Source organism: Flavobacterium sp. 90, assembly GCF_004339525.1.
Lineage (GTDB): Bacteria > Bacteroidota > Bacteroidia > Flavobacteriales > Flavobacteriaceae > Flavobacterium.
Genome location: NZ_SMGE01000001.1, coordinates 2328249 through 2350570, shown reverse-complemented (window position 1 = coordinate 2350570; position 22322 = coordinate 2328249). Strand labels below are relative to the sequence as shown.

Sequence of the window (22322 nt, the reverse complement as noted above, 5' to 3'; positions counted from 1 at the left end):
CAATGAAAGATCAATTTTACGCATACATACAAAAATTACAAGATCAGATTTGCGCCGGATTAGAAGCCGTTGACGAAACTACAAAATTCCGTGAAGATCTTTGGAAACGTCCTGAAGGCGGTGGCGGAAGAACACGTGTTATTGAAAACGGTGCTGTTTTTGAAAAAGGCGGTGTAAACATTTCGGCCGTTCATGGAAAACTTCCGGAAGCGATGCAAAAAATGTTTGGCGTTGGCGAAGCAGATTTTTTTGCTTGCGGATTAAGTTTGGTTTTACATCCTAAAAATCCAATGACGCCAACAGTTCATGCTAATTGGCGTTATTTTGAAATGTATGATGAATCTGGAAAAGTGATCGAACAATGGTTTGGTGGCGGACAAGATTTGACACCTTATTATTTGTTTGAAGAAGATGCAAAACACTTTCATCAAACGTGTAAAACGGCTTGTGACAAACACAATCCGGAGTTTTATCCAAAATATAAAAAACAATGTGACGCTTATTTCTGGAATGCGCATAGAAACGAAGCCCGCGGAATTGGCGGTTTGTTCTTTGATTATTGCAAAGCAAGCGAAACAATGTCAATGGATGATTGGTACAATTTTGTAACAGAAGTTGGCAATAGTTTCCTTGAAGCTTATGTTCCAATTGTAGAAAGAAGAAAAAATTTAGAATATACTCCGGAAAACAGAAATTGGCAGGAAATTCGTCGTGGCCGTTATGTTGAGTTTAATCTTGTTCATGATAAAGGAACTTTATTTGGTTTAAAAACCAACGGAAGAATTGAGAGTATTTTGATGAGTTTACCTCCGCACGTGCAATGGGTTTATGATCATCATGCAGAAGCAGGAAGCGAAGAAGAGAAATTAGTAAATGTGTTAGAAAATCCCGTTGAATGGATCTAAAACTGATTTATATAGTGTTTTTTGGAGGCGTTTTTGGGTGTTTTTCTCAGAAAGATTCGCTACAAAATCCCTATTTTAAATCTTATAATGATAAAATTACCGCGAGTATTTATTATTTAGATACTTCAAACAGTTTTCAGATTGCTTCAGACGCTCAGAATACAGAAACATTTGTCAGTCTTATTCCGAATAGAAGAGAACAAATTGGTTTTAATCTGAATTATAGAATCATAGATGTTTCTGTTGGTTTCGCACCAAAATTTCTTGGCGGTAACAAAGGCGATTCAAATTCCAAGCATTTTAATTTTAATACCCGTTTTTATTATAAAAAATGGATGCAATCGTTTACTTTCATCAATCAAAAAGGATTTTATATCAGTGATGATAATATAACGGCACAATTGCCAAATATGCGTACCACGAAAATTGGCGGAACGACGGCTTATGTTTTCAATGATAAATTCTCTTTTAAAACATTAGTAAGTCAAAACGAATGGCAGACCAAAAGTTCCGGAAGTTTTATTCCAACTTTCTCATTTTACTACACGAATATAGACTTAAACACACCTGATTCAACACCTGGAGACATTTATGTTTTTACTTTAGCTCCATCTTATTTCTATAATTTTGTAATTAGTGATCGGGTTTTAATTGGCGCCGGACTTGCTTTAGGAGTTGGAATTAATGATATTAACGGAGATTCATCTGCTTTATATCAAGCTGATTTTAATTTAAAACTAGCGTATAATAATGATCGTTTCTTTGCTTTTGCAAGTATTAATACAACAGGTTTTGCTCAGGACGAAAAAATCACTCCGCGACTAAATGATAATATTGCTACTTTGAAAATTTCTGCAGGTTATAGATTTGATCCTCCTAAAAAAGTAAAAGAAGTTTATGACAAAGTAAATCAGAAAATAGGCTTATAATTATTTCAATTCATCTAAAATCTTATTCTACAATTTAAACTAAAATGTTATGGAAAAGAGACATATAAACACGGTACAATTAGATCGTATGCATTCCGGAAAAGGTTTTATCGCCGCACTGGATCAAAGTGGCGGAAGCACTCCAAAAGCTTTAGCACAATACGGCATAGAGGAAAGCAGTTTTTCGAATGACGAAGAAATGTATACTCTTGTACATGAAATGAGAACTCGAATTATCAAAAGTCCTGCGTTTGATAGTGAATATATTTTAGGAGCAATTTTATTTGAAAATACTATGGATCGCAAAATAGACGGACAATGGACTGCGGACTATTTGTGGGAGAAGAAAAATATAGTTCCTTTTCTAAAGGTTGATAAAGGACTTGCCGATCTTGCAAATGGTGTTCAACTAATGAAACCTATCTCTAATTTAGACGAATTGTTGACACGAGCTGTAGAAAGAAATGTTTTTGGAACCAAAATGCGTTCTGTTATTAAAGAAGCAAATGCAACTGGAATTCGCGAAGTTGTAGAACAGCAATTTGCGGTTGGTTTACAAATCTTCGAAAAAGGACTTGTACCAATTATTGAACCTGAAGTTGATATTTACAGCGTTAATAAAGAAAAATCGGAAGCAATTCTAAAAGAAGAAATCAAGAAACAACTTAGCTTATTAGACAAAGATGTCAAAGTAATGCTGAAATTGTCTATTCCAACTGTGAATGACTTTTACAAAGAGTTAATATCAGATCCACATGTTGTGCGTGTTGTTGCTTTATCTGGCGGATATGGACAAAATGAAGCCAATGATAAACTATCACAGAATCACGGATTGATCGCCAGTTTTTCAAGAGCATTATCTGAAGGACTTTTTGCAGATCAATCTGAAGAAGAATTTGACACTAAAATAGGCAAAACAATAAAGGAGATTTACGAAGCTTCAATAACATAAATAAGTCGAAAGTCAAAAGTCTTAAAGTCAAAGGACTTTACAAATCAAAAAAACAAGATTACAGAAAAATCTAAAATCTGTCCCGAAGCCTCGGGACTAAAATCTAAAATTCAAGAATATGTTCCCATTACAAAGAAACCGTCGTTTAAGAACCAATGAATCTATTCGCTCATTAGTTCGTGAAACTAGTTTGAGCCCACAAGACTTTATGCTTCCAATGTTTGTTGCAGAAGGAAAAAATGTAAAAGTTGCCATTCCTTCAATGCCAGGAATTTATCGTCATTCCTTAGACAATACCATTAAAGAAGTAAAAGAAGCTTGGGATTTAGGAATCAAAGCGGTGAATATCTACGTAAAAGTTAGCGACAGTCTTAAAGACAATAAAGGCGTTGAAGCCTGGAATAAAGATGGTTTAATGCAACAAACTATTCGTGCGATTAAAGATGCAGTTCCGGAAATGATTGTTATGCCAGATGTGGCGCTTGATCCATATTCAATTTATGGTCATGACGGAATTATCGAAAACGGTCAATTAATAAATGATGCAACTGTTGACGCTTTGACAAGAATGAGTTTAAGTCATGCTGAGGCTGGAGCCGATTTTGTTGCGCCAAGTGACATGATGGACGGAAGAGTTTTGGCAATTAGAAAAGCATTGGAAGAAAACGGACATCATAACGTGGGAATCATGAGTTATAGTGCTAAATATGCTTCGGCATTTTATGGACCATTTCGTGATGCTTTAGATTCTGCTCCGGTCGATTCTCAAAATATTCCTAAAGATAAAAAGACTTATCAGATGGATTATGCAAACCGAATTGAAGGAATCCGTGAAGCATTATTAGACGTTGAAGAAGGTGCAGATATCGTTATGGTAAAACCAGGAATGGCATATTTAGACATTGTTCGTGAGGTAAAAAATGCCGTTCATGTGCCTGTTGCTGTTTACCAAGTATCTGGTGAGTACGCTATGGTAAAGGCCGCAGCCGAAAGAGGATGGTTAGACCATGACAAAATTATGATAGAGCAACTTTATTGCATTAAGCGTGCAGGAGCAAGTATTATCTCTACTTATTTTGCAAAAGAAGCGGCAGTAATTTTAAATAAATAAAAATGAAAAACGTATTATTCTTATCCGCCGTTTTAGCATTTGCCTCTTGTAAAAAAGAAGCAACCGAAGATGCCGTTCAAGACCCAACAGAAAATTATTCGGAAGGACATTCGGCGGAAGCCAAAACTCCGGAAGCTTTAGGAAAAGAAATTTTTGAAGGACAAGGAAACTGTATTTCGTGTCATCAAGTCGATCAAAAAGTAATTGGACCAAGCATTCAGGAAATTGCAAAAACCTACAAAGACAAAAAAGGTGATTTAGTTACTTTCTTAAAAGGAAATGCAGAACCAATCGTTGATCCAAGTCAGTTTGCGGTTATGAAAACCAATATTCCGATAACTCAAGCAATGTCTGATGAAGAACTAAAAGCTATTGAAACTTATATCTACAGTAATTTGAAATAATACCGACTTAAATTGTCTTTTGAAATTCACTGCTGACATACTGTTGTCACCAACAGATTATACATTTGAATTCAAATAAATAATTTAGCTACAATGGATATTCAAAAATTCAACATTATTGGAATTTCGGTTAGAACAACTAACGAAAACGGGCAATCAGGACAAGATATTCCTGCGCTTTTGAAGAAATTTATAGGAGAAGGAATTGCTGAAAAGATTCCGAATAAAATAAGCAACGATATTATTTTCGTTTATACGGATTACGAAAAGGATCATACAAAACCTTATACAACCATTTTAGGATGTCCGGTAGAAGGTTTAGATTCAATTCCGGCAGAAATGACTGGTAAAACAATTGAAGGTGTTCATTACGAGAAATTTGTTGCAAAAGGAAATCTAACTGAAGGCGCTGTTTACAAGGAATGGATGAAAATCTGGAATTCAAATCTGGACAGAAGCTTTACTTCTGATTTTGAAATTTACGGAGAAAAAGCTCAGAATCCTGAAAATGCCGAAGTTGATATTTTCATCGCAATAAATCGATAAAACAAAAAACGGCGCTAATAATCTTAGCGCCGTTTTTTTATAATTTAAAAAATTACCAGATTTTAACTCTCTTATCAGGTTCAACATACATTGCATCTCCTTTTTTGATTGAAAAAGCTTGGTAAAAAGCATCTACGTTCTGGATAGGCACAACCGCTCTGTACATTCCCGGTGAATGCGGATCTGTTTTTACTTGACTTTTGATAGCTTCATCTCTTGATTTAGTTCTCCAAACTGTCGCCCATGAAATAAAGAAACGTTGCTCTGGAGTAAATCCGTCGATTAAACCAGGATTTCCGTTTGCTTTCAAATACAATTGTAATCCATCATAAGCAGCATTAATTCCACCTAAATCACCAATGTTTTCACCTAAAGTAAATTTACCATCTACGTGAATTCCATGCAAAGGCTCTAAAGCGCTGTATTGTGCAGCAAGAGCAGCTCCAAGAGCTGTAAATTGTTTTAGATCTTCTGGTGTCCACCAATCAACAAGATTTCCATCTGCGTTGTAACGCGCACCTGAATCATCGAATCCATGCGAAATTTCGTGCCCGATTACAGCACCAATTCCACCATAATTTACTGCTTCATCAGCTTGGTAATTGTAGAAAGGCGGTTGCAGAATTGCTGCTGGAAAAACAATTTCATTATAAGACGGATTAAAATAAGCGTTTACCGTTTGTGGCGACATTCCCCATTCTGTTTTATCAACTGGTTTGCCTAATTTTTCTAAACTTTCAGCATAAGCCCATTTTGCGATACTCTTTGAATTATCAAAATAAGTTCCGCCTTCAGCAACATTTTTAAGTTCTAATTTAGAGTAATCTTTCCATTTATCAGGATATCCAATTTTAATGGTAAGCTTCTTCAACTTTTCAATTGCTTTTGCTTTTGTTGCAGTTGACATCCAAGTCAAAGCATTGATTCTGTTTTCGTAAGCTAACATTACATTAGCAATCATATTCTTTGCTTTTTCTTTTGCTTCAGCAGGAAATAACTTCTCTACATACAATTTTCCTAAAGCTTCTCCGGTTGCACCGTTGATTACTTGTAGTGCAACTTCTTCACGCGGACGTTGTTTTAAAGCTCCTGTTAATGTTTTTCCGTAGAAATCGAAATTAGCATTTTCTATATCTGTCGATAAAGTCGAAGCTGCTCTGTTTAATATCGACCATTTTAAATACTCTTTCCATGCTTCTACTTTCTTTTCAGTGAAAGTTTTCTCTAAAGCGATCATGTAACGTGGTTGCGCTACATTTACCGTATCCAGTTTTGACATACCAATTCCTGCGAAATATTTTTCCCATTGAATTGAAGGTGTATTCTTTTTTAAATCAGCAACAGCTGTTGGATTATATTGTTTTCTGCGATCTCTGCGTTCAACACGATCTAATCTTGGAGCAGAAAATTCAATTTCTAAAGCCAGGATTTGTTTCGCGCTTTCTTTTGCTTTAGCTGGAGATTCTCCAATAAACTGAAGCATTCTTGCAACGTGTACTTCATATTTTTCACGTTTTTCTTTTGAATCTTTATCATCAGAATTGTAATAATCTTTATCCGATAATCCTAAACCGCCCGGGCTTAAATTAACGGAGTTCTTATTACTGTTTTTTGCATCGGCACCAACGTAAACTCCAAAGAAACCAATTCCTCCCTGAGGTTGCATTTCGATAAAGAAGTTTTGTAAATCGGTTACGTTTTTAATCGCATCGATTTTCTTTAAATATGGCTGAAGCGGTTTAATTCCATTTTTATTACGACCAACCGTATCCATAATCGTATTGAATAAAGCGATTGCTTTTCCCTGATCGGTATTCGATTTGTACTTAGGATCTTTTGACGCTTCTTTTAAAATTGCAAGCGCATCGTTATCTGTCTTTTGACGTAATTCATTGAAACTTCCCCATGAATTTCGATCGCTTGGAATTTCGGTTTTGTCTAACCAAGTTCCATTTACATAACGGAAAAAATCTTGTCCGGGACTAACTTTTGTATCCATATTAGAAAGATTGATACCCGGTTCTTTAGGTTTTGCATTTTGCGCTTCTATAGTTATGCAACAAAGCATTGCTGAAAATGCACAAAACACAGATTTGTTAAGCTGTTTTATCATTTTTATTTATAGTATTTAGTATATATAAACGATTAGTATTCATTTAAAATTTATGTTACAATTTTAACTAATTGATTTGAAAGATTATGATAAAAGTAAAGCATCTATTTTAATTTCTTAAACAAAAAACGGCGCTAAAATTAGCGCCGTTTTTTTATCATTTTAAAGATTACCAGATTTTAACTCGTTTGTCTGGACTTACATACATTTTATCTCCGGCTTTAATTCCGAAAGCATCATAAAACGCATCAACATTCTGAAGCGGCACATAAGCTCTGTACCTTCCAGGAGAATGTGGATCTGTTTTTACCTGATTCTTAATCGCTTCGTCTCTAGATTTAGTTCTCCAAACTGTAGCCCAAGAAATAAAGAAACGTTGCTCAGGAGTATATCCGTCGATTAAAGCTGGTCTTCCGTGTGCTTTTAAATACAATTGCAAACCATCGAATGCAGCATTTATTCCACCTAAATCACCAATGTTTTCACCTAAAGTAAATTTTCCATCTACGTGAATTCCTGGTAAAGGCTCTAAGGCACTGTATTGATCTGCAAGAGCAGTTCCTAATGCTGTAAATTGTTTTAAATCTTCAGCAGTCCACCAATCAACAAGATTTCCTTCGGCATTGTAACGTGCTCCTGAATCATCAAAACCATGAGAAATCTCATGTCCGATTACAGCTCCAATTCCACCATAATTTACAGCTTCGTCAGCTTGGTAGTTGTAAAATGGAGATTGTAAGATTGCCGCTGGGAAAACAATTTCGTTATAAGATGGATTGTAATAAGCATTTACAGTTTGTGGTGACATTCCCCACTCTGTTTTATCAACCGGTTTTTTCAATTTCTCTACGTCTTCTTTAAAAGTCCATTTTGATAAATTGCGTACGTTTTCAAAATAACTTCCGCCTTCAGCAACACTTTTAATTTCAAGAGCAGAGTAATCTTTCCATTTATCAGGATAACCTACTTTAATGGTAATTTTATTTAATTTCTCGATTGCCTTTGCTTTTGTTGCAGTTGACATCCAGGTTAAATTATTAATACGGTTTTGGTAAGCCAAAATCACATTATGAATCATATCCAAAGCTTTAGTTTTTGCTTCAGCAGGAAATACTTTCTCTACGTACAATTTACCAAGAGCTTCTCCAATGCTTCCGTTTACAACTGATAACGCTTTTTCTTCACGAGGTAATTGCTTAATCGCTCCTCTTAAAGTTTTGCTGTAAAAGTCAAAATTTGCAGTTTCAATATCTGTTGTTAATTGTGAAGTTGATCTGTTTAATAAAGTCCATTTCAGGTATTCTTTCCATTGTGCAACTTTGTTTTCAGTAAGAATAACTTGTACAGCTTTCATATAACGTGGTTCTGTTACAATAACGCTATCCAATTTTGCCAAACCTAAACCTGTAAAGTAAGCATCCCACTTAATCGCCGGAGTTAACTTTTGAAGATCAGCAACTGTCATTGGATTGTATTGTAAACGGCTGTCTCTGCTCTCAACACGGTCTAATCTTGGAGCTGATAAAGCAGTTTCTAATGCTAAAATTTCAGCAGCACTTTGTTTTGCTTTTGCTGGAGTTTCTCCAATAAATTGCATCATTCTTGCTACGTGAACCTCATATTTTGCACGTTTTTCTTTAGAATCTTTATCCTCAGAATTGTAGTAATCTTTATCAGATAATCCTAATCTGCTTGTACCAAGAGCTACAGAGTTCTTAGAACTGTTTTTATCATCGGCACCAATATAAATTCCAAAGAAGTCATTTCCTCCTTCTGGTTCCATTTCAACCAAATAATTCTGAAGATCAGCGATGTTTTTAATAGCATCGATTTTCTTTAAATAAGGCTGAAGTGGCGCAATCCCTCTTTTGTTTCTTCCAACTGTATCCAAAATTGTATTGAATAAGTTCACCGCTTTACCTTGATCGGTATTCGATTTATACTTTGGATTTTTTGAAGCTTCCTTCAAAATTGCCATTGCATCTTTATCTGTTTTTTTGATTAATTCGTTAAAACTTCCCCAAGTTGTTCTGTCACCTGGAATTTCAGTTTTATCCAACCAGGTTCCGTTTACAAATTGGAAAAAATCCTGGCTTGGGCTAATTTTCGTATTCATATACGAAACATTAATCCCTGGTTCTTTTGTAGCTGTGCTTTGAGCTTGAACTGCAGTAAAGGAAAGTATTGCAGAAAAAGCAAAAAACAAAGGTTTAGCAAGCTGTTTGTTCATTTTCGAGTGTGTTTTTTGTGTACATACAAACTTATTGTTAATATTCTAAAAAATATGTTAAAATTCCGCAATAATATTCTCGCATTTTTGATGAAAATACATCATTGAAACCACCTAATATTTTCATGAATATATGTTCGTGTTTTCCTTTTTAATTGGAATTGTTTTTAGAATATTTGTTAAAAAAAATAACACCGTGAAAACTAGGATACAAACTGCCTTTTCAGGAAAAGTTGAAGCGATCGGACTTCCGATTCTGGCTTTATTTTGGGTTAGCTTTTTTTGGGGAACAACCTGGTTGGCTTCAAAAGAAGGAGTAAAACATATGCCGGCTTTACAATTGGCAACAATTCGTCAGTTTTTGGGCGGAATAATGTATGTTGGTTATTTCATCATCAAAAAAGAACCTTGGCCAAAAGGCAAACAATGGAGCACAATTCTGATTTTGGCAATCTTGAATTTCTGTTGCAGTAATGGTTTAAGTACTTGGGGAGTAAAATATATCAGCAGCGGATTGGGCGCTATAATTGGTGCCATTTTCCCAATATGGATTGTTATCATTTGTTTTTTTAAAGGCGAACGTATTGCAAAATTGGCGGTTACAGGGCTTTTAATCTGCTTTGGCGGAATCTGTATAATTTTTGCGGATCATCTTAGTGATTTCCTGCGACCAGATTTTCAATTTGGAATTTTTCTTTCTGTCGCTTCCACTATTACATGGGCTTTTGGAATTTTGCATACCAAGAAAAAAGCGGCAAGTTTCAATCCGTATTTTAGTTTAGGATTACAAATGTTAGTTTCAAGTTTTATCCTTTTCGGAATAACAGAAACTGCAGGAATGAATATCTCATTATCCGAAATTCCACTAACATCTTGGTGGGCAATTGCTTATTTGGTAATCATTGGTTCTATCCTGACTTTTGTTGCTTTTATTTATACATTACAACATCTTCCCACAGAAGTCAGTAGTATTTATGCTTACATGAATCCGATTGTTGCAATTATTCTGGCGTTTTTCATGTTCGGAGAACCGCTTACACAATCAATTATTATTGGCGTTGCCGTAACTTTAATGGGATTGTATCTGGTGAATAAATCTATTCGAAAATCTAAGTTGAAGTAGTTACGGAATTGCACGCGGATGACACGGATTCGCTTTGCGAAGACGCGGATTTTTTATTACGGATTTATTTTTTAATCTCGCAAAGTCGCAGAGACGCAAAGTTTTTTAAACTCCTATTGTCAGTCTGAGCGAAGTCGAAGACCCACAAAGTAAATCGCCAATTTATTAAAGTTATACAATAAAGAAATCCGCATAAATCCGTGTCTTCGCGATAGCGAATCCGTGTCATCCGCGTACCATTTCGCAATCCTGTCTTCTGGACCTTCTGTTAAAAACAACACACAATTAGCTTTTTAAAAACCTCTTTTCGTATTTTTGCGCCAAATTGCATTTATGAAATCCCTTCTATATAAATACCGAAAATTCTTTATTGTTTTAATTGTATTTTCTGCTGTAACAATTTCCTTATTTTATTCGGCTTTAAAGCCACAAAAAACATTACCAATTTACAATCCTGCCGATGTAAATCCTGAATTGGTAGATAGTACAATTCAATACAAAAGCAAATACCATACAATTGCCGATTTTAAGTTTGTAAACCAAAACGGCGATACGATTACGCAGAAAAACTACGAAGGAAAGATTTATGTAGCTGATTTTTTCTTTACAACGTGCGGATCAATTTGCCCAAAAATGTCAACGAATCTGGAGGAAGTTCAAAAAGAGATTTTAAACAATCCGAAGGTAATGTTGCTTTCACATACTGTTTTTCCTGAAGTTGACAGCATTCCGGTTTTAAAAGCTTACGCGATAAAACATCATGTTGTAGACAGCAAATGGAACTTGGTTACGGGTGACAAAAAAGAGATTTATACGATGGCAAGAAAATCTTATTTAGCCGTAAAATTAGGTCGACCAGATCAATTGTATGATATGGTTCACACGGAGAATTTTGTATTAGTAGATCAAAAAAGACGCGTTCGTGGTTTTTATGACGGAACGAATAAAGAAGAAATTAAACGTCTTATAGAAGACATCAATTTCTTGTGTCAGGAGTAAAATCCCTTATTTTTAGAAAGATTTAGCATTTACAAAAGTGTTAAATGCCTTGAAATAAAGAATAATTGTCTATTTTTGCAATCTAAATTCAATCTAAATAAGCTTGCAAAATACAATCCATACCCTCAAAAAAGGCGAGAAAGCCATTATCAAAGATTTTGATATCGATTTGATTCCCTTAAAACTACTTGAGATGGGTTGTTTGCCGGGTAATTTAGTTCAATTACTTCAAGTTGCTCCTTTTGGAGATCCACTATATTTAGATATTAATGGTTCGCATGTCGCCATTCGTGTTGAAACTGCTCGTGAAATTGAAGTTGAACTTATCAAAACCAATTTGTAATGAGCATTCAAAATATCAATGTTGCCCTTATTGGGAATCCAAATACTGGAAAAACGTCTGTTTTTAATCAACTTACAGGATTAAATCAACAAGTGGGGAATTATCCCGGAATTACTGTTGAGAAAAAAATGGGTTTCTGTAAATTACCTTACAACATCAAAGCTAATATTCTGGATCTACCGGGAACTTATAGTTTGAATGCCAGTTCTATGGACGAAAGTGTTGTAATCGAGCTTTTGCTAAATAAAAACGACAAATTATATCCTGATGTGGCAGTTGTGGTTACAGATGTTGAAAATCTGAAACGAAACCTACTGATTTACACGCAGATAAAAGACCTTGAAATTCCGACGATTTTAGTCATTAATATGTCTGATCGTATGGAAAGCAAAGGAATTACGCTTGATATTCCTTTTTTGGAAGAAAAACTAAAAACCAAAATTGCTTTAGTAAGCTCGCGTAAAGGTTTAGGAATTGATTATTTAAAAGAACTAATTGTCTCTTATAAAACAATTCCGCATGAACCATGTCTGAATGCTTCGGTTATTGACGCTCAATATTTTGAGAAATTACAACATGCTTTTCCAAATCAATTATTATACAAATTATGGTTGGTTATTACGCAAGATGTGAATTTTTCGAATTTAGATCGAAATGAAATCAGAAGCACTTTTACCAAATCGCATTCTGAATTAAAACGCTTACAGCAAAAAGAAACTATAAAACGTTATCAATTTATAAATGATGTTCTAAAACAAGGTTTACAAGTTGATGAAACAATGGCAAAAGACATCAGAGCCAAGCTTGATCGTGTTTTGACGCACAAAGTTTGGGGTTATGTAATTTTCTTAGCCATCTTATTTTTGATTTTCCAATCGATTTTTAGCTGGTCAACGATCCCGATGGATTTTATCGACAGTACTTTTGCATCCTTAAGTAGTTGGACTGCTCAGGAATTACCAACCGGAATTCTAACAGATTTACTTTCGCAAGGAATCATTCCGGGAATTGGTGGAGTTATAATTTTTATTCCGCAAATTGCCTTCTTGTTTCTGTTTATTTCTATTCTGGAAGAAAGCGGTTATATGAGTCGTGTTGTCTTTTTGATGGATAAAATCATGCGCAAGTTTGGTCTTTCCGGAAAAAGCGTTGTGCCTTTGATTTCAGGAACGGCTTGTGCAATTCCGGCAATTATGGCGACAAGAAATATCGAAAACTGGAAAGAACGCTTAATCACAATTTTAGTTACTCCGTTTACAACTTGTTCTGCAAGATTACCCGTTTATACAATTATTATCTCTTTGGTAATACCGGATGAACGCCTTTTCGGAATATTAAATATGCAAGGATTGGCTTTGATGTTGTTGTATCTTTTAGGTTTTGGAACTGCAATTCTTTCTGCTTATATCTTAAATAAAATACTAAAAATAAGTGCCAAAACGTATTTCGTTGTTGAAATGCCAAGTTATAAACTGCCTCTTTTCAAGAATGTTGGAATTAATGTGGTCGAAAAAACGAAAGCGTTTGTTGTTGGAGCCGGTAAAATCATCTTGGCAATATCAGTTATTTTATGGTTCCTGGCTTCTTTTGGTCCAGGAGAAAACTTTAATGAAGCTGAAACTATTGTAAAAGAACGTTTTGTAGACAAACCTCTAACCGAATTAGAATTCGAAAATGAAGTTGCTTCTCAAAAACTGGAAAACTCTTATATTGGAATTATGGGCCGAGTAATCGAACCTGCGATTGCGCCATTAGGTTACGACTGGAAAATTGGAATTGCAATTATAAGTTCTTTTGCTGCACGTGAGGTTTTTGTGGGAACTCTTGCTACAATTTACAGCGTTGGAAACAGTGATAACGAAGCGACTATAAAAAGCAAAATGCAAGAAGAAATAAATCCGCAAACGGGTAAAAAGATCTTTAATTTTGCGTCTGGGATTTCATTACTGCTTTTCTATGCTTTTGCAATGCAATGTGCAAGTACACTTGCGATTACAAAAAAAGAAACCAACTCTTGGAAATGGCCGGCAATGCAACTTGTTCTTATGAGCGGACTCGCCTATTTTGTTGCGCTTATAACCTTTCAACTTTTAAAATAAACAATCATGGTACAAGAAATTATTGCCTTTGCTATATTATTTATTGCCGTTGGATTTTTAATAAAAAAGTTCTTCTGGAAGTCTAAAAAGAAGAAAGATTGCGGCGACGGAAATTGCGGGTGTTCGTAGTTTTGAGGTTCTAAGGTTCTGAGATTCTAAGGGGCTAAGTTTTTTCTCTTTTTACTAAATGGAATAAATTCCATTATTATTCTTCAACGGATTAAAATCCGTTGCTACAAAATAAATCGTTCCTCCGGAACTTTACTCAGAAAAGCTTGAAGCTACAATTATATTATAGGGACGGATTTTTATCCGTCCTTTTTTATGTGTAAAATTTTATGTTTAAAGATGTAATTTAATAGTGGTATTATTATAGAATGCTCTAAAAATGCTTGCTGTAAAAAGAACGTTTCTTAAAATTTCACAAAAGAACTCTTGACTTATTTTGATATAAAAATAGCCTCTACAGGTACTTAAAACGCAATATAAAGGATAATTTTAGGAAACTTTAAAATCCAAAAAAATGCCGCAATTTGAAAAAATGGAGATAATCCGTGACAACAGAGTGTCTCGCTTATTATGGTTTATGTTAGGCTTCTTTTCCGCCTCAATCATTTTTTATTTCTCTGTGTGAAATCACTAAATTTAAGATCTCCCTTAAAAATTTTAACGCCTTAATCCTGAAGTTTCAGAATTAAGGCGTTAAAGTAAAAATTAGAATTCTCTATACTTTTAAAATATAAATTCTAGTGTAGTGTAGAACGTTCTGGTATCTGATGGAATAATTCCCGGACCAGGATAACCTGTGGCACGTCTTGTAAAATATTTGTTATCTGTAAAATTGGTTACTCCCGCTTCTAACTTCCAATTTCTCCATTTGTATGAAGAAGAAAAATCAGCAACATAATAAGTTGGAATTTTTCCTGCGATTCCGCTACTTATTGAGTTTGTACTCTCTGTCTGATTGGTTGCATCGGTAAATTGCGATGTTACATAAGTAAGCTGAATACTCGACATGAAATTTTTGTAACCAACTCCTGTTCCAGTTTTGATATTAAAAAGCGGCACAAATTCTACTTTATTTCCTTTAACACCAAAAGCCTGAGATTTTAAATAATCAGAGTCTGTGATTGCAACATTCGAAAACACATTCCAGATTAAATTAGTGTTTGCCTCAAAGAATGTTTTGCTTAAACTCCAATCAATCATGGTTTCGAAACCGTATGTAATGGCGGTTCCGATATTATCTCTTAACATAGTTGGAACTCCGGCAGCACTTTTCGTCCAGTAATCTCCAATTTTATCATTGTAATATAAAGCATAAACACTCGAATCAAACCTGATTTTATAGTTTATCTGACCTCTAATCCCAATATCTGAGGTGAAACCTTTTTCATCGGTAATATCGTCTGAAATCGCATAACTTGAATAAACGGTTCTAAGATCACTAAAAGTTACGGAGCGATAGTTTTGCGAAATGTTTCCGTAAAGCTCAATTCCGTTCTTTGGTTTGTAACTTAAACCAACTCCAAACAAAAAGAAATCACGGTTTCTAACAGTATTTTCTACAACCGTTTTATCTAAAATAACATTTCCAGCGCCGTCAAAATTAATTTTTCGATAACTTCCGTTCGCTTTCGTTTTTATATTCTCATATCTAAATCCCGGTGTAATTGAGAATTTTGAAGATACTTTAAAGATGTTTTCTCCAAAAACCGAAAAATTCAAATTTGGATATTTATAATCGGATTGATTAGCATATTGAGGAAATTCGGCTGTAGCCAAATTAAAATTAGCATCACTTCCTGAACTTCCCGGACCTTGAATTCCCGTATTTTGCGCTTGATAATATTTAGCTCCAATCAGAAAAGCATTTGAATTTCCGTTGATATTGTACTTTTTCAAGTAACGAGCTTCTGCTCCCCAATTGACGAAATCACCCAGAATTAAATCACGCGCTCCACCCGGATCTGCTAATTCAACACGATTTGGACGGAATCCAACTGTTTTTCGACTTGCATCCAAACCAAATAATTGCAGAGAGAAATCGGCATCATTATCAAAATGGTGTTTGAAACGCAATGCAAATAAATTCCAATCGACAGCAAACCAGTTTCGGGTTCTGTTACTTTGCGTTGGATCCTGCTCAAACATTTGATCCGTTAAACCACCGGCTTGTTGTGCAACATAATCAAAACGCGTATAATCAAAATGCACGGATGTTTTCTCAGTAAACTGATAATTCAAATTGGCAAAGTAGTTTGTACTATGAAATCCGGAATTCGGACGAAAACCATCTCCGCGTTTATAATTGAAAAACGTATAATAACTAAACTTCCCTTTTGTACCGCTTAAACTCGTAAAATTGGTGTACAAACCATATGAACCAACGGTATTGCGTTCTACAAGTTCGATTGGTTTTGTACTTGGACTTTTGATTTTAAAATTAATCAAACCTCCAAACTGAGTTCCATATTGTAAAGAAGCCGCTCCACGAACAATCTGAATTTCGTCCAAAGCTTCTGTTGGCGTTGCATAATAACTTTCAGGATAACCCAAAACATCGGCGCTAATATCGTAACCGTTTTGACGTGTATTAAAATTGGCACTTCGGTTTGGATCCAGACCACGACCACCGATACTCAATTGCAAACCTCCATCTGAACTTTCGTTAATGGTCAATCCCACAACTTGCGCATAAATCTGACGCGGATTGTTTGCCGCTTTATTCGCCGTAAGTTTATCAACCTTAACAACTTCTGTTTTTTTACCGGCATAAATTGCCGTTTCTTCAATGTCTTTTAGTTTATTAAGTGCAAAAACTTTATCTCTTTCATTCTTAACAACAACTTCAGACAAATTGGTAATCTTGTTCAAAGTAATTACCAAACCAGAACTTGGAGCTGAAATTTCCTGTTCTAAAACGGAGAAATCATCTTTGTAAAAAACGAAAGTATAAATCCCTGGAATAGCCAATACAATATCAAAACTTCCTTCTTTGTTGGTGGTAGTTTTATTTCCGTTTGATTTATTGTAAACTTCAACATAGGATAATTTCTCACCGGATTCTCCCACTAAAACTCCGGAAATGTGGGTTTGGGAAATGGCATTTAGTGAAAAAAGTAAAAATATAATAAAACTAAAATCCTTTAATTTCATCATTGAAAGGTAAGATCCAGGTTTTGTGATCGAATGATTCATTTTCTTTTGCGAGGTTAATGTTTTGGTCTATATAAAGTTTGCTCAATCTTCCGTTGAGTGCGACGTAGCCTTCTACGTGAACTTCCGGATCGTTAAAGCCCTGTTTTTGATAATAATCGTGTAAAAAATGGGCATATTCTAAAATAAAGTCAGGTTGAAATGACATTTGTTTTTCCTGAAAAGCGGTCAAAAAATTTCCGTTGTTTACTTTAATCTGTTTTTTGGTTTTGCTGTCTTTTACTGTAAATTGGGTATAACCCGCTTTTTCCATGAGCATTACGCGCCATGAAAAACGAAAACCTTCTTCGGTCCAGAATAATTCTCCGGGATATAATAAATAACGAAATGGAAATGTCAATTGAAAAATAAGAAAACAAGCTAAAATTGCCAATTTGGCTTTGTAAAGTCCTGTAAACTCTGTTACTTTTTCTTTTCCGTTTTCGAATATATTCAAACTAAAATGAAAAAGTCCGGCGATATAATTCAGCCATTTTTTATGAAAATCACTTTCAAAAAACAACAATGAACTTACAATCATTACATAGGGAAAAATACCAATTGGGAATAAGATTTTGGTTAATACATGAAATATAACAACCAATATAAAGGCAAATGTTCGTGTTCGTTTGTAAAGTAAAAGAAATGGAATGCTTAAATCGTAAATCATTCCGCTCCAGCTAAAGGCAAAATGTACCCAGTTTTGATTTAAGAAACTCCCAATTATTGGCAAGGTATGATTTGTTGGAAGCCAAATTTTTAATGGCATTGCTTTCAAAAGCCAATCGGAATTGATTTTTGCCAAACCTGCGTAAAAATATACGATTCCTAAAAGCAGTTTTAAAATATCAGTTGTCCAACGCGGAATCTTTTGAAAGGCGATTTTAGGATTTCGATAAGCATCAACTGAAAAATAAGCGTTAGCCGGTAGAAAAATTAGGACGAAACTTATCACCGAAATAAAATAATAATGGTTAAGATAAGTTGTCTTATCCATTAGTTCAACGTAAGTAAAACTAAGGAAGAATAACGTTGATGCAACTTTGTAGCGATAACCAACTGCGAGAGCAATTGATGAAAGCATTGCTACCACAAAAAGCAGGTAAGTGGGCGTCCCGAAAGGCTTCACCCATTCGAAACCATAATAGGTAAAATGAAAAACAGGCTCGATATAAAACTTTTCAACCCAATTATAACTCAAAAAACGAATCAAACTGAGGCTCATCATAAAACCAAACGCCAGCCTAAAAAAAGCTAGCGTTGCGGCATGAGTATTCGTTTCTAAATATTTTGTAATGCTATTTTTCATTATTAGTCGCCATCGCCATCTACATAATCAATCGTTATGTTAAGCGCTTGCAGCATATTCAGTTTTGTAGAACCTACAGTTAGTTGTAAAACTTTATATGCTGTAATAACTTTGGTGTTATCTGTATTAATCTGATCGGCCAGACTTGCATTCAAACTATTACTTGCAGTAAAAACGGCCGCATATTGTGTGTTGATTATCTCACTTAATTTTTTCCCGTCAGCAGTAGCATTTACAAAATCTAAGTATGTTTTTAAACTTTCGCCTGTTGTCGTTGAATTAAAATGCTTTCCATTAAAGAAATCTTGCGAAGCTTTTAGTGAGATGTTAAGCAATTCTGTAGAAGCATTTCCTTTATATAAAGCTTCTGTTTTTTCAGGGAATTTAACTCCTTCTGAATCTACACCTGCCGGAATTCCTAGTTTTAGCGTACGAATATCTTTCTCTAAATTCTTAACAAAATTATTCGTCGTTACATTTACTGCACCACTTACAGAAGTTCCTGTGTTGGCAATATATGCTGCTCTGTAACCTCCCGACTTCCAGTCTGTAACAACTGCGTCAATAGTGGTTTTAAGTTTTCCGGTTACATCAACCAAATATTTTTTATAATTTGATGCTTTTGCATTTGTAGTATAAAAAGTAACGATTGTCGCATCATCGGCACCTAAACCATTTAGTAAATAATCCAAAGCTGGAAGACCTTGTTTAGCGTATTGTGCTTGCAGACTTAAATTGTAAGTTCCTGAAGTGATATTATCTTCGATGCCTGTTTTACTTGTTGGAAAAGTATTTGCGATTTCTTTCAAGTTAACATCTAAGGCTTTTCCAAAACCGTAAATCGCAACATATTGATAGGCTTTATAAGCTTCATACCAACTTGTTCTAAGGGTTTGCAATGTCGTTGTAGTAGGTGAAGCTGTAAAATTTGCAGCGTCTGTTGACAATGTTGCCACTTTTGACTGGTAATTTTCATAACTCGGAATAATGATATTGTCTGCCCAATTGGTTAAAAGAGCACCGCGATCATAATTTTTTCCACCTGAATTATCTCCACCACTATCACCTGATGAGCAAGCAATTACAGTTCCTATCAAAGCTAAAAGGAAAATTATTTTTTTCATTTTGATATAAATTTTGACAAAAATACAAAAGCGCAATTAACTTAAGCATATTTATTCTAAATAAAATTTGGGAGAATGTAAGAAATAGTTACTTTTGCTTGAATTTAATCATTCTAAATAAACCGAAATATGAAAAACCTATATCCAAAGGTAGCTTTTGCGTTATTCGCAGGACTTACTTTTTTTGCTTGCAGCAGTAATGACAACAATGATTCTAACAGCCCTGCTACTAAAAAACAAGTTATTGAAAATTACTCAAACATCGTTTACGCTAACTACAAACAAGCTTATGATGACGCTGTACTTTTAGAAACTGCTATCAAAACATTTACTGCAACTCCAACTAATGCAAATTTCACAGCAGCTAAAACTGCTTGGAAAGCATCAAGAGAGAGCTATGGTACTACTGAAGCTTTTCGTTTTGCAAATGGACCAATTGATAATGAAGAATTAGACGGACCGGAAGCATATATGAATTCTTGGCCATTAGACGAAAATTATATTGATTATGTTGATGGTTCTGCAAATGCAGGAATAATAAATAGTTTAACTGAATTTCCTTTGATCAACAAAACTGTTTTAATTGAAGCAAATTCAGGAGGAAGTAACCCTGAAAAAAACATTAGTGTTGGATATCACGCTATTGAATTTTTATTGTGGGGACAAGATTTAACTGCTCCATCTGCAAAATTACCTGGACAAAGGCCTTATACTGATTATGTAACTGGTGCAAGCGGAACTGCTGCAAATCAAGGTAGAAGAGCAGATTACTTAAAGGCATGTGCTAGCATATTGATTGATGATTTAGATAGTTTAGTTCAACAATGGAAATCTGGCGGTTCTTATAGAAAAGCTTTTCTTGCTATGCCAGAAGATACTGCTATTAAAAATATCTATTTAGGAATTACAACTCTTGTTACTGCTGAATTACCAATTGAGCGTATGGAAGTTGCTTTACAAAATGCTGATCAGGAAGACGAACATTCTTGTTTTAGTGATAATACACACAGAGATATTGCTTTGAATTTACAAGGAGTTATCAATGTTTATCAAGGAAAATACGGAAATGTTGAAGGACCATCTTTAGAAGATTTAGTAAAACAAGCTGATGCTGCAACTTACGACGAGACTTTAACTTCATTAAATTCTTCTACTACAAAAGTAGCTGCAATTTTGACACCGTTTGACTTGGCTATTTCTGGCGGACCAGATTCTCCAGAAGGTGCAAAAGTAAAAACTGCCGTTCAGCAATTACTTAATTTTGGCGCTACTTTATTAAAAGGAGCTTCAAAAATTGGAATAACTGTAAACGGTTAATCAAATAGTAAGACAAAATTAAAACCAAAAGTGTTCCTTTGCGGGAGCACTTTTTTAGCATTATATCATGAGGAATTTTACCACTTATTTTCTTGTTATTCTGAGCCTTAACTTTTATAGCTGCAGTAATAATAACGATGATGATAATTATACACCGCTAACGGCCGAAGATCGCGAACAGTTTTCTGGAGGAGATGCTACCGTTTTTAATGTTAGCGAAGAGGCATTTGGCTTTTCTATAGCATCTTTGAATTTGGACGAACAAACAGATTTTGGAGTTGGAAATTCTTTTTTCAGACAAAGCTGGGTTTCTGCGCCTTCGTCAACAACGGCAAGAGACGGTTTAGGTCCCTTTTTTAATGCTATTTCATGTTCAAGCTGTCACTTTAAAGATGGTAGAGGAAGACCACCGGCTTTTGACGGAGAATTAGGCAAAGGATTACTTTTACGCTTTTCGCTAAACGGACAAGATGCAAACGGACTTGCTTTTCCTGATCCTATTTATGGCGGACAATTACAAGACAATTCGAATTTAGGATTAACTCCTGAAGGCGAATATAGAATTGCTTACCAGCAAATTTCAGAAACTCTGGCTGATGGAACTATTGTTACTTTACAAAAACCAACTTATACGGTTACTAATCTTGGTTACGGATCATTGGCAAATGTGAACATTTCACCTCGTATTGCAAATCAGATTATTGGATTAGGTTTATTGGAAGCAATTCCTGAAGCCACTATTCTTGGTTTTGCCGATGAAAACGATTCTAATAAAGATGGCGTTTCAGGAAGACCAAATTATGTTCATGATTTTGCAACCAATACAACACAAATGGGACGTTTTGGATGGAAAGCCAATCAGCCAAATGTACGTCAGCAAGTTGCTGGAGCTTTGTCTGGTGATATGGGAATTACTTCTACTTTGTTTCCAAATGAAAGCGGACCTTTTGGAGTTGATTTAACAAAAATTCCAAATGGCGGAACTCCTGAAATTTCAGAAATTAACCTGAACCGAATGGCTTTATATGCACAAACATTGGCTGTTCCGGCTCGCAGAAACTTTACAGATCAAAATGTTCTTAAAGGAAAAAAGACTTTTGAAACGATACAATGTACAGCGTGTCATATTCCGAAGATTCAAACCGGAAATACGCATTCTATAACTTCACTTCGCAATCAGACTATTCGTCCTTATACGGATTTATTGTTACATGATATGGGAGAAGGTTTGTCTGATAATGCAACTGATTTTAAAGCAACCGGATCTGAGTGGAGAACACAACCTCTTTGGGGAATTGGATTGATACAAATTGTAAATAAACACACAAATCTATTACACGACGGAAGAGCAAGAAATGTTGAAGAAGCTATTTTATGGCACGGTGGCGAAGCTCAAAACGCAAAAGATAAATACAAGAAATTACCCAAAGCGGATCGTGATGATTTATTAGCGTTTATTAATTCTCTTTAATTTTTAGACTGACTTAGATTATTAGAATCTAGTTTATACGAAGATTTTGAAACAAAAAATCAACTCCTATATATTTAAAAACAAAAACGGCTTCAAATCATGAAGCCGTTTTTTGATAATATTCAGTCACAGTAACCATTAAAACCCTG

18 protein-coding genes are annotated in these 22322 nt (G+C 34.9%); 13 read left to right on the top strand and 5 right to left on the bottom strand.

What is annotated here, in order from left to right; all coding sequences use genetic code 11:
- Positions 1–2: 2 nt before the first annotated feature.
- The 6 genes from hemF (at position 3) to C8C83_RS09440 (ending at position 4847) form a co-directional block, all read left to right on the top strand.
- Positions 3–905, top strand: coding sequence for an oxygen-dependent coproporphyrinogen oxidase (hemF, locus tag C8C83_RS09465; RefSeq protein WP_121328107.1), 903 nt, complete (start codon positions 3–5; stop codon positions 903–905).
- On the top strand, positions 896–1834 hold the full coding sequence (locus C8C83_RS09460; RefSeq protein WP_121328105.1) for a DUF4421 family protein: 939 nt from the start codon (positions 896–898) through the stop codon (positions 1832–1834). Before hemF ends, C8C83_RS09460 begins: the two co-directional genes overlap by 10 nt.
- A 49-nt stretch (positions 1835–1883) precedes the next feature.
- Positions 1884–2786, top strand: coding sequence for a fructose bisphosphate aldolase (locus C8C83_RS09455; protein WP_347812782.1), 903 nt, complete (start codon positions 1884–1886; stop codon positions 2784–2786).
- 118 nt (positions 2787–2904) lie between these two features.
- On the top strand, positions 2905–3897 hold the full coding sequence (gene hemB, locus C8C83_RS09450) for a porphobilinogen synthase (RefSeq protein ID WP_121328103.1): 993 nt from the start codon (positions 2905–2907) through the stop codon (positions 3895–3897).
- Positions 3898–3899: 2 nt separating this feature from the next.
- Positions 3900–4301, top strand: coding sequence for a c-type cytochrome (locus C8C83_RS09445; protein ID WP_121328101.1), 402 nt, complete (start codon positions 3900–3902; stop codon positions 4299–4301).
- 93 nt (positions 4302–4394) lie between these two features.
- On the top strand, positions 4395–4847 hold the full coding sequence (locus C8C83_RS09440) for an effector binding domain-containing protein (protein ID WP_121328100.1): 453 nt from the start codon (positions 4395–4397) through the stop codon (positions 4845–4847).
- Between the two features lie 52 nt (positions 4848–4899).
- Here the strand turns inward: C8C83_RS09440 and C8C83_RS09435 are convergent, their stop codons facing one another.
- Complete coding sequence (locus tag C8C83_RS09435; RefSeq protein ID WP_121328098.1) at positions 4900–6960, bottom strand: M13 family metallopeptidase; 2061 nt, start codon at positions 6958–6960, stop codon at positions 4900–4902.
- A 169-nt stretch (positions 6961–7129) separates the two neighbouring features.
- The gene (locus C8C83_RS09430) at positions 7130–9190 is read right to left on the bottom strand and encodes a M13 family metallopeptidase (RefSeq protein WP_121328096.1); all 2061 of its coding nucleotides are present in this window, start codon (positions 9188–9190) and stop codon (positions 7130–7132) included.
- A gap of 196 nt (positions 9191–9386) precedes the next feature.
- Between C8C83_RS09430 and C8C83_RS09425 the strand changes: the two genes are divergently transcribed.
- From C8C83_RS09425 to C8C83_RS09405, 5 genes are all read left to right on the top strand, one after another.
- The gene (locus tag C8C83_RS09425; protein ID WP_121330004.1) at positions 9387–10313 is read left to right on the top strand and encodes an EamA family transporter; all 927 of its coding nucleotides are present in this window, start codon (positions 9387–9389) and stop codon (positions 10311–10313) included.
- 333 nt (positions 10314–10646) lie between these two features.
- A complete protein-coding gene (locus C8C83_RS09420) occupies positions 10647–11312 on the top strand; it encodes an SCO family protein (RefSeq protein ID WP_121328094.1) in 666 nt (221 codons plus the stop codon).
- Positions 11313–11415: 103 nt separating this feature from the next.
- Positions 11416–11655 carry a FeoA family protein gene (locus C8C83_RS09415; protein ID WP_121328092.1) on the top strand — a complete coding sequence of 80 codons (240 nt, stop codon included), beginning with the start codon at positions 11416–11418 and terminating at the stop codon, positions 11653–11655.
- On the top strand, positions 11655–13754 hold the full coding sequence (feoB, locus tag C8C83_RS09410; protein WP_121328090.1) for a ferrous iron transport protein B: 2100 nt from the start codon (positions 11655–11657) through the stop codon (positions 13752–13754). Before C8C83_RS09415 ends, feoB begins: the two co-directional genes overlap by 1 nt.
- Before the next feature lie 6 nt (positions 13755–13760).
- A complete protein-coding gene (locus C8C83_RS09405) occupies positions 13761–13883 on the top strand; it encodes a FeoB-associated Cys-rich membrane protein (protein ID WP_338140824.1) in 123 nt (40 codons plus the stop codon).
- Positions 13884–14486: 603 nt separating this feature from the next.
- Here C8C83_RS09405 and C8C83_RS09400 read toward each other — a convergent pair.
- The 3 genes from C8C83_RS09400 to C8C83_RS09390 are packed head-to-tail and all read right to left on the bottom strand — an operon-like array spanning position 14487 to position 19385.
- The gene (locus C8C83_RS09400; protein WP_347812781.1) at positions 14487–16955 is read right to left on the bottom strand and encodes a TonB-dependent receptor; all 2469 of its coding nucleotides are present in this window, start codon (positions 16953–16955) and stop codon (positions 14487–14489) included.
- The gene (locus tag C8C83_RS09395; RefSeq protein WP_121328087.1) at positions 16894–18261 is read right to left on the bottom strand and encodes an HTTM domain-containing protein; all 1368 of its coding nucleotides are present in this window, start codon (positions 18259–18261) and stop codon (positions 16894–16896) included. The genes C8C83_RS09400 and C8C83_RS09395 overlap by 62 nt, the downstream gene beginning before the upstream one ends.
- A 2-nt stretch (positions 18262–18263) precedes the next feature.
- On the bottom strand, positions 18264–19385 hold the full coding sequence (locus C8C83_RS09390) for an imelysin family protein (protein ID WP_121328085.1): 1122 nt from the start codon (positions 19383–19385) through the stop codon (positions 18264–18266).
- A gap of 129 nt (positions 19386–19514) precedes the next feature.
- Here C8C83_RS09390 and C8C83_RS09385 point away from each other — a divergent pair, with 129 nt between their 5' ends.
- Both C8C83_RS09385 and C8C83_RS09380 read left to right on the top strand, forming a co-directional pair.
- The gene (locus C8C83_RS09385; protein WP_121328083.1) at positions 19515–20702 is read left to right on the top strand and encodes an imelysin family protein; all 1188 of its coding nucleotides are present in this window, start codon (positions 19515–19517) and stop codon (positions 20700–20702) included.
- 67 nt (positions 20703–20769) lie between these two features.
- Positions 20770–22173, top strand: coding sequence for a di-heme oxidoredictase family protein (locus C8C83_RS09380; protein WP_121328080.1), 1404 nt, complete (start codon positions 20770–20772; stop codon positions 22171–22173).
- Positions 22174–22322 lie beyond the last annotated feature (149 nt).

Bases quoted from the DNA above. Each gene is read 5' to 3' on its own strand.
- hemF (WP_121328107.1), top strand. From the start codon at position 3: ATGAAAGATCAATTTTACGCATACATACAAAAATTACAAGATCAGATT.
- C8C83_RS09460 (WP_121328105.1), top strand. From the start codon at position 896: ATGGATCTAAAACTGATTTATATAGTGTTTTTTGGAGGCGTTTTTGGG.
- C8C83_RS09455 (WP_347812782.1), top strand. From the start codon at position 1,884: ATGGAAAAGAGACATATAAACACGGTACAATTAGATCGTATGCATTCC.
- hemB (WP_121328103.1), top strand. From the start codon at position 2,905: ATGTTCCCATTACAAAGAAACCGTCGTTTAAGAACCAATGAATCTATT.
- C8C83_RS09445 (WP_121328101.1), top strand. From the start codon at position 3,900: ATGAAAAACGTATTATTCTTATCCGCCGTTTTAGCATTTGCCTCTTGT.
- C8C83_RS09440 (WP_121328100.1), top strand. From the start codon at position 4,395: ATGGATATTCAAAAATTCAACATTATTGGAATTTCGGTTAGAACAACT.
- C8C83_RS09435 (WP_121328098.1), bottom strand. From the start codon at position 6,960: ATGATAAAACAGCTTAACAAATCTGTGTTTTGTGCATTTTCAGCAATG.
- C8C83_RS09430 (WP_121328096.1), bottom strand. From the start codon at position 9,190: ATGAACAAACAGCTTGCTAAACCTTTGTTTTTTGCTTTTTCTGCAATA.
- C8C83_RS09420 (WP_121328094.1), top strand. From the start codon at position 10,647: ATGAAATCCCTTCTATATAAATACCGAAAATTCTTTATTGTTTTAATT.
- feoB (WP_121328090.1), top strand. From the start codon at position 11,655: ATGAGCATTCAAAATATCAATGTTGCCCTTATTGGGAATCCAAATACT.
- C8C83_RS09405 (WP_338140824.1), top strand. From the start codon at position 13,761: ATGGTACAAGAAATTATTGCCTTTGCTATATTATTTATTGCCGTTGGA.
- C8C83_RS09400 (WP_347812781.1), bottom strand. From the start codon at position 16,955: ATGAATCATTCGATCACAAAACCTGGATCTTACCTTTCAATGATGAAA.
- C8C83_RS09395 (WP_121328087.1), bottom strand. From the start codon at position 18,261: ATGAAAAATAGCATTACAAAATATTTAGAAACGAATACTCATGCCGCA.
- C8C83_RS09390 (WP_121328085.1), bottom strand. From the start codon at position 19,385: ATGAAAAAAATAATTTTCCTTTTAGCTTTGATAGGAACTGTAATTGCT.
- C8C83_RS09385 (WP_121328083.1), top strand. From the start codon at position 19,515: ATGAAAAACCTATATCCAAAGGTAGCTTTTGCGTTATTCGCAGGACTT.
- C8C83_RS09380 (WP_121328080.1), top strand. From the start codon at position 20,770: ATGAGGAATTTTACCACTTATTTTCTTGTTATTCTGAGCCTTAACTTT.